Source organism: Streptococcus sp. 477 (assembly GCF_013277295.1).
Classification (GTDB): Bacteria; Bacillota; Bacilli; order Lactobacillales; family Streptococcaceae; genus Streptococcus; species Streptococcus pseudopneumoniae.
In genome coordinates this window covers 1-9,872 of record NZ_VMMQ01000036.1, presented here as the reverse complement: position 1 = coordinate 9,872, position 9,872 = coordinate 1, and the positions used below count along the sequence as shown (strand labels likewise).

The 9,872-nt window shown below is 39.3% G+C and carries 12 protein-coding genes and 3 pseudogenes; 14 read left to right on the top strand and 1 reads right to left on the bottom strand.

The annotated features are described in order from the left end of the window. The 14 genes and pseudogenes from pgi to HT691_RS05685 form a co-directional block, all read left to right on the top strand. Nucleotides 1-357 (top strand): annotated as a pseudogene (gene pgi, locus HT691_RS05750) (glucose-6-phosphate isomerase); the annotation flags it as partial. A 132-nt stretch (nucleotides 358-489) separates the two neighbouring features. Continuing rightward, nucleotides 490-1,950, top strand: a complete 1,461-nt coding sequence (gene gltX, locus HT691_RS05745) for a glutamate--tRNA ligase (protein WP_000031058.1) — start codon at nucleotides 490-492, stop codon at nucleotides 1,948-1,950. Nucleotides 1,951-1,963: 13 nt separating this feature from the next. Next, nucleotides 1,964-2,398: a cytidine deaminase gene (locus tag HT691_RS05740; RefSeq protein WP_000355912.1), complete on the top strand. Its 435-nt coding sequence runs from the start codon at nucleotides 1,964-1,966 to the stop codon at nucleotides 2,396-2,398. A gap of 113 nt (nucleotides 2,399-2,511) precedes the next feature. After that, nucleotides 2,512-2,751 (top strand): hypothetical protein, encoded by a 240-nt coding sequence (locus HT691_RS05735; protein WP_000907298.1) that lies wholly within the window; start codon nucleotides 2,512-2,514, stop codon nucleotides 2,749-2,751. Nucleotides 2,752-3,069: 318 nt separating this feature from the next. Further along, nucleotides 3,070-4,125: pseudogene (locus tag HT691_RS05730) on the top strand (zinc-dependent alcohol dehydrogenase family protein). Nucleotides 4,126-4,275: 150 nt separating this feature from the next. After that, nucleotides 4,276-4,641, top strand: a complete 366-nt coding sequence (locus HT691_RS05725) for a DUF1033 family protein (protein WP_000286407.1) — start codon at nucleotides 4,276-4,278, stop codon at nucleotides 4,639-4,641. 75 nt (nucleotides 4,642-4,716) lie between these two features. Next, nucleotides 4,717-5,658, top strand: a complete 942-nt coding sequence (gene comGA / locus HT691_RS05720; protein WP_000249547.1) for a competence type IV pilus ATPase ComGA — start codon at nucleotides 4,717-4,719, stop codon at nucleotides 5,656-5,658. Beyond that, complete coding sequence (comGB, locus tag HT691_RS05715; protein WP_100104831.1) at nucleotides 5,606-6,622, top strand: competence type IV pilus assembly protein ComGB; 1,017 nt, start codon at nucleotides 5,606-5,608, stop codon at nucleotides 6,620-6,622. Before comGA ends, comGB begins: the two co-directional genes overlap by 53 nt. Nucleotide 6,623: 1 nt before the next feature. Beyond that, nucleotides 6,624-6,947, top strand: coding sequence for a competence type IV pilus major pilin ComGC (gene comGC / locus HT691_RS05710; protein WP_119947511.1), 324 nt, complete (start codon nucleotides 6,624-6,626; stop codon nucleotides 6,945-6,947). Then, on the top strand, nucleotides 6,910-7,344 hold the full coding sequence (gene comGD, locus HT691_RS05705) for a competence type IV pilus minor pilin ComGD (protein ID WP_172925285.1): 435 nt from the start codon (nucleotides 6,910-6,912) through the stop codon (nucleotides 7,342-7,344). Before comGC ends, comGD begins: the two co-directional genes overlap by 38 nt. Next, entirely contained in the window at nucleotides 7,307-7,609 is a 303-nt protein-coding gene (gene comGE, locus HT691_RS05700) for a competence type IV pilus minor pilin ComGE (protein ID WP_188110781.1), read from the top strand. Before comGD ends, comGE begins: the two co-directional genes overlap by 38 nt. Continuing rightward, on the top strand, nucleotides 7,572-8,033 hold the full coding sequence (comGF, locus tag HT691_RS05695) for a competence type IV pilus minor pilin ComGF (protein ID WP_172925284.1): 462 nt from the start codon (nucleotides 7,572-7,574) through the stop codon (nucleotides 8,031-8,033). The genes comGE and comGF overlap by 38 nt, the downstream gene beginning before the upstream one ends. After that, complete coding sequence (gene comGG, locus HT691_RS05690; protein ID WP_172925283.1) at nucleotides 8,011-8,412, top strand: competence type IV pilus minor pilin ComGG; 402 nt, start codon at nucleotides 8,011-8,013, stop codon at nucleotides 8,410-8,412. The genes comGF and comGG overlap by 23 nt, the downstream gene beginning before the upstream one ends. Nucleotides 8,413-8,548: 136 nt before the next feature. Further along, a pseudogene (locus HT691_RS05685) lies at nucleotides 8,549-8,674 on the top strand (SAM-dependent methyltransferase); the annotation flags it as partial. A gap of 573 nt (nucleotides 8,675-9,247) precedes the next feature. On the opposite strand, the gene HT691_RS05680 reads toward HT691_RS05685, so the two are convergent. Next, nucleotides 9,248-9,724, bottom strand: a complete 477-nt coding sequence (locus HT691_RS05680) for a GNAT family N-acetyltransferase (RefSeq protein WP_023935296.1) — start codon at nucleotides 9,722-9,724, stop codon at nucleotides 9,248-9,250. Between the last annotated feature and the right edge of the window lie 148 nt (nucleotides 9,725-9,872).

Here is a 9,872-nt window from a genome sequence, read left to right as displayed (position 1 = left end):
TTAAGTGATAAAGTCGGGAACGTGATTATCCCTAGCTTGGAAGAAGATCTTGATGGACTTGGTTACCTTCAAGGAAAAGACGTTGACTTTGTAAACAAAAAAGCGACTGACGGTGTTCTTCTTGCCCACACAGATGGTGATGTACCAAACATGTACGTGACTCTTCCTGAGCAAGATGCTTTCACTCTTGGATACACTATCTACTTCTTCGAATTGGCTATTGCCCTTTCAGGTTACTTGAATGCTATCAACCCATTTGACCAACCAGGTGTTGAAGCTTACAAACGTAACATGTTTGCCCTTCTTGGAAAACCAGGATTTGAAGAATTGAGCAAAGAACTTAACGCACGTCTATAATAGAAGAGAAGAAAAGAGTGGTTTGCCCACTCTTTTTACTCTCTTTATCCATAGAAATTGGACTCAGCCAAGACTTGTGATATAATATAGAGAGCAAAAAGGCAGACGCCTAGATACTTTATAGGAGAAACTATGTCAAAAGATATCCGCGTACGTTACGCACCAAGTCCAACAGGACTACTACACATCGGAAATGCCCGTACAGCATTGTTCAACTACCTATACGCCCGTCATCACGGTGGAACTTTTATTATCCGTATCGAAGATACTGACCGTAAACGTCATGTCGAGGATGGAGAACGTTCACAGCTTGAAAACCTTCGTTGGTTGGGCATGGATTGGGATGAAAGCCCAGAAACACATGAAAATTACCGCCAGTCTGAACGTTTGGACTTGTATCAAAAATACATCGACCAATTGCTAGCTGAAGGAAAGGCCTACAAATCTTACGTTACAGAAGAAGAGTTGGCAGCTGAACGCGAACGCCAAGAAGTAGCTGGTGCAACCCCTCGTTACATCAATGAATACCTTGGTATGAGTGAAGAGGAAAAAGCTGCTTACATCGCAGAACGCGAAGCTGCTGGTATCATCCCAACGGTTCGTTTGGCTGTCAATGAATCAGGTATCTACAAGTGGCATGATATGGTCAAAGGAGATATCGAATTTGAAGGTGGCAATATCGGTGGTGACTGGGTTATCCAAAAGAAAGACGGTTACCCAACTTACAATTTTGCCGTTGTTATCGATGACCACGATATGCAAATCTCTCATGTAATCCGTGGAGATGACCACATTGCTAATACACCAAAACAGCTTATGGTTTATGAAGCACTTGGTTGGGAAGCTCCAGAGTTCGGTCACATGACCTTAATTATCAACTCTGAAACTGGTAAAAAATTGTCTAAACGTGACACCAACACCCTTCAGTTTATCGAAGACTACCGTAAAAAAGGTTATTTACCAGAAGCAGTCTTTAACTTTATTGCTCTTCTTGGTTGGAACCCAGGTGGCGAAGATGAGATTTTCTCTCGTGAAGAGCTTATTAAACTTTTCGATGAAAACCGCCTCAGCAAGTCTCCAGCTGCCTTTGACCAGAAAAAACTAGACTGGATGAGCAATGATTATATCAAGAATGCGGACCTAGAAACCATCTTTGAAATGGCAAAACCATTCTTAGAAGAAGCGGGTCGATTGACTGACAAGGCTGAAAAATTAGTTGAGCTCTATAAACCACAAATGAAATCAGTAGATGAGATTATCCCATTGACAGATCTCTTCTTCTCAGATTTCCCAGAATTGACCGAAGCAGAGCGCGAAGTCATGGCGGGGGAAACAGTCCCAACAGTTCTTGAAGCCTTCAAAGCAAAACTTGAATCGATGACAGACGATGAATTCGTGACAGAGAATATCTTCCCACAAATTAAAGCAGTCCAAAAAGAAACAGGTATTAAAGGGAAAAATCTTTTCATGCCTATTCGTATCGCAGTTTCAGGTGAAATGCATGGACCAGAATTACCAGATACAATTTTCTTGCTTGGACGTAAAAAATCAATTCAGCATATCGAAAACATGCTAAAAGAGATCTCTAAATAAGAAGGATGCAACAATGGACATCTGGGAAAAGATGTACGAAGAAGCACAGAAATTGTATAATCCACATGAAGTATCTGATTTTGTTTATGCTAATCATGTCGTTGCCGCAGTAGAAGCAGAAGATGGACAAATATTTACAGGATTCTGTATGGAGGGAACCTGTGGTGTTTTCCATCTCTGCGCAGAGCGGGCAGCTCTCTTCAATATGTACCAATTTTCAGGACAAACTAAGGTTAAAAAAGTATTAGCCTTTCGCGACAAACCACCTTATGGTGGAAGTTCAGGAATGCCCTGTGGAGCTTGCAGAGAATTCCTATTAGAGTTGAACGCTGAAAATAAAGATGCAGAATTCATGATGGACTACGATACAAGAAAGACAGTGAAAGTCGCAGAACTAATGCCCTATTGGTGGGGAGAAGAACGTGCTTCTAAGTTTAATAATCAATAGAAGAGTCAGTATAATTCTGGCTCTTTTTACTATAATTTGAAAAACTGTACTTGAAAAAATGAAAAAAGTTTAAAAAAGTAGAAAATCTAATTGCTACTGCTATTTCCGGTGGTGTGGCAGGCATTGGTAATTTGGTAAAGAAAAAAGGATTGGCAGTTGCTAAAGCTACTTTAAGTAGGGTAGCTAAAAAAGCTGCTATTCGTTTAGGCATTTATAGCAATCGGTTAGCTGAACTTCTTGAACGTATATTTGATTATATTAACATTTTCTACAATGTAGGTTATGCGGTAGCTCAATGGGTTGATGCTAGGGATGTATATCCAAATAATGGACGGATTAATTTCTGGGCTTAAATCTATGTGTAAGATTTTATTATCTTTGTTTTTGTTTGTTTTCTTATTTCATTTGCTAGAACATTACATTTTTGGATTTGATCAGTTGAGTGTTACCCAATTATTATTATCTTCGATTTTTGTTGCAGGTATCAGAAAAATTGGAGATGAGTCATAAGAGAGAAGGCAGAAGTTAGAGGCTAGCTTCTGCTTTTTTATCTACATTGCTTTACCGGTAAATAAAAAAGTTAAAAATATCACAAAAATACCTAAAGAGCCAATTGAAAAGGCTTGCAATTATATTATAAATAGTACATTTAAAAAACGGAGGAGTGCTTTATGAAAACCTATACTTATGTTAAACCAGGACTTGCTTCTTTTGTTGATGTAGATAAACCAGTTATTCGCAAGCCAACAGACGCTATTGTGCGTATCGTAAAATACTATTTGTGGAACAGACCTCCATATTATCAAAGGGGATGTTCCTGCTTGTCAAAGTGGTACCATTCTTGGCTACGAAGGGATTGGGATTGTTGAAGAAGTTGGGGAAGGAGTTTCTAACTTCAAAAAAGGCGACAAGGACTTGATTTCTTGTGTCTGCGCCTGTGGTAAATGCTACTACTGTAAAAAAGGAATTTATGCCCACTGTGAAGACGAAGGGGCTGGATTTTCGGTCACTTGATTGATGGTATGCAGGCTGAATATCTACGTGTCCCTCATGCAGATAACACTCTTTACCATACTCCAGAAGACTTGTCAGATGAATCCTTGGTTATGCTATCAGACATTCTGCCTACTGGATATGAAATTGGTGTCTTAAAAGGGGAAGTGGAACCTGGTTGTAGCGTAGCTATTATTGGTTCAGGACCAGTTGGATTGGCTGCTCTCTTGACAGCTCAGTTCTACTCACCAGCCAAATTGATTATGGTGGACTTAGACGATAACCGCTTGGAAACTGCTTTATCATTTGGTGCGACTCACAAGGTTAATTCTTCAGACCCTGAAAAAGCGATTAAAGAAATTTATGATTTGACAGATGGTCGTGGTGTGGATGTCGCTATCGAAGCTGTTGGTATTCCTGTAACATTTGATTTCTGTCAAAAGATTATCGGTGTAGACGGAACAGTTGCCAACTGTGGTGTACATGGTAAACCAGTTGAATTCGATTTGGACAAACTTTGGATTCGCAACATCAATGTAACAACTGGTTTGGTATCTACAAATACAACTCCACAATTGTTGAAAGCACTTGAAAGTCATAAGATTGAACCAGAAAAATTGGTAACTCACTATTTCAAACTCAGTGAAATTGAAAAAGCCTACGAAGTCTTCGGTAAGGCAGCAGACCACCATGCCATTAAGGTCATCATCGAAAACGATATTTCTGAAGCATAGGTAGTAAAAAGATTTTGGAACACAAGCAAATAGAAATTCAGTCATCCATCAGATGGCTGGATTTTTTATCAAGAAATTAAGAAATGAGCATATTTCTTTCCTTGTTTAGCGGAATTGGTTATAATATACGGTACAAAGGAATGAATGAATATGTATCGTGTTATAGAAATGTACGGAGATTTTGAACCCTGGTGGTTCTTAGAAGGTTGGGAAGAAGATATTGTAGCTAGTAAGAAATTTGACCAGTATTATGATGCTCTCAAATACTACAAAACTTGCTGGTTTAGATTGGAACAAGAATCCCCTCTTTATAAAAGTAGAAGTGATTTGATGACCATTTTTTGGGACCCAGAAGACCAACGCTGGTGTGATGAATGTGACGAGTATTTACAACAATACCATTCTTTGGCTCTTTTACAGGATGAGCAGGTTATTCCAGATGAAAAACTACGTCCAGGCTATGAAAAACAAACAGGTAAGGAAAGGCACCGTTCTTGCCGTATGAAAGTAAAATAGAGAAAAAGTAACTTTTTGGAGTTGCTTTTTTATTTTTCCCAAATCTTTGCGAATAGTATAGGTGAGGAGGTAGGTATGGTTCAAGAAATTGCACAAGAAATCATTCGTTCGGCCCGGAAAAAAGGAGCGCAAGATATTTATTTTGTCCCTAAGTTAGATGCCTATGAGCTTCATATGAGGGTAGGAGACGAGCGCTGTAAAATTGGCTGTTATAACTTCGAAAAATTTGCGGCCGTCATCAGTCACTTTAAGTTTGTGGCGGGTATGAATGTGGGAGAAAAGCGACGTAGTCAACTCGGTTCCTGTGACTATGAATATGACCAGAAGATGGCGTCCCTACGTTTATCTACCGTAGGCGATTATCGAGGGCATGAGAGTTTAGTCATTCGCTTGTTGCACGATGAAGAGCAGGACTTGCATTTTTGGTTTCAGGATATTGAAGAATTAGGCAAGCAGTACAGGCAACGGGGACTCTATCTTTTTGCTGGCCCGGTTGGGAGTGGTAAGACGACCCTGATGCATGAATTGTCCAAGTCACTCTTTAAGGGGCAACAAGTTATGTCCATCGAAGATCCTGTCGAAATCAAGCAGGACGACATGCTTCAGTTGCAGTTGAACGAAGCAATCGGCCTAACCTATGAAAATCTAATCAAACTTTCCTTGCGTCATCGACCAGATCTCTTGATTATCGGAGAAATTCGGGACAGCGAGACGGCGCGTGCAGTGGTCAGAGCTAGTTTGACAGGTGCAACAGTTTTTTCAACCATTCACGCCAAGAGTATCCGAGGTGTTTATGAGCGTCTGCTGGAGTTGGGTGTGAGTGAAGAAGAATTGGCAGTTGTTCTGCAAGGAGTCTGCTACCAGAGATTAATCGGGGGAGGAGGAATCGTTGACTTTGCAAGCAGAGATTATCAAGAACACCAAGCAGCCAAGTGGAATGAGCAAATTGACCAGCTTCTTAAAGATGGACATATCACAAGTCTTCAGGCTGAGACGGAAAAAATTAGCTACAGCTAAGCAAAAAAATATCATCACCCTATTTAACAATCTCTTTTCTAGCGGTTTTCATCTGGTGGAGACCATCTCCTTTTTAGATAGGAGTGCTTTGTTGGACAGGCAGTGTGTGACCCAGATGCGTGTGGGCTTGTCTCAGGGGAAATCATTCTCAGAAATGATGGAAAGTTTGGGATGTTCAAGTGCCATTGTCACCCAGTTATCCCTAGCTGAAGTTCATGGCAATCTCCACCTGAGTTTGGGAAAGATAGAAGAATATCTGGACAATCTGGCTAAGGTCAAGAAAAAATTGATTGAAGTAGCGACCTATCCCTTGATTTTGCTGGGTTTTCTTCTCTTAATTATGCTGGGGCTACGGAATTACCTGCTCCCACAACTGGATAGTAGCAATATTGCCGCCCAAATTATCGGCAATCTGCCACAAATCTTTCTAGGCATGATAGTTTTTGTTTCAGTAGGTGTCCTTTTAGCGCTCACTTTCTATAAAAGAAGTTCTAAGATGCGCGTCTTTTCTATCTTAGCACGCCTTCCCTTTTTTGGAATCTTTGTGCAGACCTATTTGACAGCCTATTACGCGCGTGAGTGGGGGAATATGATTTCTCAAGGGATGGAGTTGACGCAGATTTTTCAGATGATGCAGGAACAAGGTTCCCAACTCTTTAAAGAAATCGGTCGAGATTTGGCGCAAGCCCTACAAAATGGTCAGGAATTTTCTCAGACTATAGGAACCTATCCTTTCTTTAAAAAGGAGTTGAGTCTCATCATCGAGTATGGGGAAGTCAAGTCCAAGCTGGGTAGTGAGTTGGAAATCTATGCTGAAAAAACTTGGGAAGCCTTTTTTACCCGAGTCAACCGCACCATGAATTTGGTGCAGCCACTGGTTTTTATCTTTGTGGCACTGATTATCGTTTTACTTTATGCGGCAATGCTCATGCCCATGTATCAAAATATGGAGGTAAATTTTTAAAATGAAAAAAATGATGACATTCTTGAAAAAAGTGAAAGTGAAGGCTTTCACACTTGTGGAAATGTTGGTGGTCCTTTTAATCATCAGCGTGCTTCTCTTGCTCTTTGTACCTAATCTGACCAAGCAAAAAGAAGCAGTCAACGACAAAGGAAAAGCTGCTGTTGTTAAGGTGGTGGAAAGTCAGGCAGAACTTTATAGTTTGGGAAAAAATGAAGAGGCTAGCCTAAGCAAGTTACAAGCAGATGGGCGAATCACCGAGGAACAGGCTAAAGCCTATAAAGAATACCATGCTAAACAAAATAAGACTCAAACGGTCGCGGATTAAGGCCTTTACCATGCTTGAAAGTCTCTTGGTTTTGGGACTTGTGAGTATCCTTGCCTTGGGCTTGTCAGGCTCTGTCCAGTCCACTTTTGCGGCGGTAGAGGAACAGATTTTCTTTATGGAGTTTGAAGAACTCTATAGGGAAACCCAAAAACGCAGTGTAGCTAGTCAACAAAAGACTAGTCTGAACTTAGATGGGCAGACCATTAGCAATGGCAGTCAAAAGCTGACAGTTCCTAAAGGAATTCAGGCACCATCAGGCCAAAGTATTACATTTGACCGAGCTGGGGGCAATTCGTCCTTAGCTAAGGTTGAATTTCAGACCAGTAAAGGAGCGATTCGCTATCAATTATATCTAGGAAATGGAAAAATTAAACGCATTAAGGAAACAAAAAATTAGGGCAGTGATTTTACTGGAAGCAGTAGTCGCTCTAGCTATCTTTGCCAGCATTGCGACCCTCCTTTTGGGACAAATTCAAAAAAATAGGCAAGAGGAAGCAAAAATCTTGCAAAAGGAAGAAGTCTTGAGGGTAGCTAAGATGACCTTGCAGACAGGTCAAAATCAGGTAAACATAAACGGAGTTGAGATTCAGGTGTTTTCTAGCGAAAAGGGATTGGAGGTCTACCATGGTTCAGAACAGTTGTTGGCAATCAAAGAGCCATAAGGTCAAGGCTTTTACCTTGTTGGAATCCCTGATTGCCCTGATTGTCATCAGTGGAGGATTACTCCTTTTTCAAGCTATGAGTCAGCTCCTCATTTCAGAAGTTCGCTACCAGCAACAAAGCGAGCAAAAAGAGTGGCTCTTGTTTGTGAACCAGCTGGAGGCAGAGTTAGAGCGTTCTCAGTTTGAAAAGGTGGAAGGCAATCGTATCTATATGAAGCAGGATGGCAAGGAGATCGCTATGGGTAAGTCTAGGGCAGATGATTTCCGTAAAACGAATGCTCGTGGTCGAGGTTATCAACCTATGGTCTATGGGCTTAAGTCTGCGCAGATTACAGAGGAGGGCCAACTGGTACACTTTCGTTTCCAATTTCAAAAAGGCTTAGAAAGGGAGTTCATCTATCGTGTGGAAAAAGAAAAAAGTTAAGGCAGGTGTTCTCCTCTATGCAGTCACCATGGCAGCCATCTTTAGTCTTTTGTTGCAATTTTACTTGAACCGACAAGTCGCCCACTATCAAGACTATGCTTTAAATAAAGAAAAACTGATTGCTTTTGCCATGGCCAATCGAGCCAAAGATAAGGTTGAGCAAGAAAGTGGGGAACAGACCTTTAATCTGGGTCAGGTGAGCTATCAAAATAAGAAAACAAGCTTGGTGACAAGGGTTCGTACGCCGAAGAGTCAATATGAGTTTCTGTTTCCTTCAGTCAAAATCAAAGAAGAGAAAAGAGATAAAAAGGAAGAGGTAGCGACCGATTCAAGCGAAAAAGCGGAGAAGAAAAAATCAGAAGAGAAAGAGAATTCCTAGTCAATTCAACTATAATGCGTTGAATCCAGAATAGTCCACTATAGTTTCTAGAAAATTGCTGGAAATGGATATTAAGCTCCAATTCATTTGTTTATATCTTATTTCAGTTTACTATACTTTGTGCTAAACTAAAGATATGAAACATGATTTTAACCACAAAGCAGAAACTTTCGATTCCCCTAAAAATATCTTCCTCGCAAACTTGGTATGTCAAGCAGCCGAGAAACAGATTGATCTTCTATCAGACAAAGAAATTTCGGATGCTTTTTGTATGAATAATCGGGGTAGCTACCTATCCGAATTTTTAAATTTTCCTAGTACGAAGAAGTTACTAAGGAACATCGCGAAAGGTTCTCTTAATCAATCCAATATAAAGGCAAGGAGTAGTAAATACGAAACAAATTTTAAAATTTTTTAAATTGAAATTTGGCTTTTAACATGAGGGGTCTCCCTTCACCAAATTCGAGTCTGCCTATCCCTTGACTATTCTTTCCTTTCACAAACGAGTCGCTTATTCAATTATAAGTTTACGTGCTCCTAGTCACAGTTCTTGTGCTTGATGGAAAGAATGACACCTATAAAAATGCGAGGTAGTGGCTGTACCACTCACTTATTCACCTCCCCGTGATTTGTAGTAGTGATAGGCTTTCTCACTATTATTATAAAACAAAGAGCACAACACTTTTTCATTCTGTCTTGTGGCTTGAGTGAAACGAAAGGAATGAATTATAAACATAAAAGTTTAGTATATAGATTATTCCTCTCAAAATATGCAAATAAGCTAGGATACTAAATTTATAGCAGACTTAGTGAAAAGCAGAAACTAGAAATGATACTAGTTTCTGCTTTTCTCCATAATAATTAATTTCCCCTTTTTTCCTTCTAAATCTTTCTTCACAACAAAAAAACCTGAATTTCTATATGCTTTTTGAGCCAATATATTTTTTTCATTTACAGCCAATACAATATGGTTAATTTCTAATTTTAAAGTTGAGTCTATGAACTCAAATATTTTATTCAGAGCATTAGAACCATATCCTTGATTTCTGAAATTATCATCAATAGAAAATCCTCTAATAAGCGCATAATCTTTTTGATAATAGCCATACTTTTTAGGACCAGTGTTTAGGTGTAGGCAAAAAAATCCAATTACTTTATGTTCTTTATTAAGTATTACTATTGGGTATCTATACTTATCTTTTTTAGACTTTTCAATAATATTTTTTGGGGTATCAGTATGTGTAATATCATTTAAAGAATAAGAACTTAAAGAATGGTAATGGTCAACTTCACTATACAAAGATAATTTCATGATAATTAATTCCTTTCTCTTTATGTAAGATACATAACTAAATAGGACTCTAGGTATGTAGATTTTTTTATGAAATGTCCTATAAAAATCAGATATATTTAGAGTTATTACTTTAGTCCTTTATTTTCATTATTAGACTTCCTGCAAA

What these genes read in the sequence shown, in the direction of transcription:
- gltX (WP_000031058.1), top strand. Translation starts at nt 490, where the DNA reads ATGTCAAAAGATATCCGCGTACGTTACGCACCAAGTCCAACAGGACTA.
- HT691_RS05740 (WP_000355912.1), top strand. Translation starts at nt 1,964, where the DNA reads ATGGACATCTGGGAAAAGATGTACGAAGAAGCACAGAAATTGTATAAT.
- HT691_RS05725 (WP_000286407.1), top strand. Translation starts at nt 4,276, where the DNA reads ATGTATCGTGTTATAGAAATGTACGGAGATTTTGAACCCTGGTGGTTC.
- comGA (WP_000249547.1), top strand. Translation starts at nt 4,717, where the DNA reads ATGGTTCAAGAAATTGCACAAGAAATCATTCGTTCGGCCCGGAAAAAA.
- comGB (WP_100104831.1), top strand. Translation starts at nt 5,606, where the DNA reads ATGGACATATCACAAGTCTTCAGGCTGAGACGGAAAAAATTAGCTACA.
- comGC (WP_119947511.1), top strand. Translation starts at nt 6,624, where the DNA reads ATGAAAAAAATGATGACATTCTTGAAAAAAGTGAAAGTGAAGGCTTTC.
- comGD (WP_172925285.1), top strand. Translation starts at nt 6,910, where the DNA reads ATGCTAAACAAAATAAGACTCAAACGGTCGCGGATTAAGGCCTTTACC.
- comGE (WP_188110781.1), top strand. Translation starts at nt 7,307, where the DNA reads ATGGAAAAATTAAACGCATTAAGGAAACAAAAAATTAGGGCAGTGATT.
- comGF (WP_172925284.1), top strand. Translation starts at nt 7,572, where the DNA reads ATGGTTCAGAACAGTTGTTGGCAATCAAAGAGCCATAAGGTCAAGGCT.
- HT691_RS05680 (WP_023935296.1), bottom strand. Translation starts at nt 9,724, where the DNA reads ATGAAATTATCTTTGTATAGTGAAGTTGACCATTACCATTCTTTAAGT.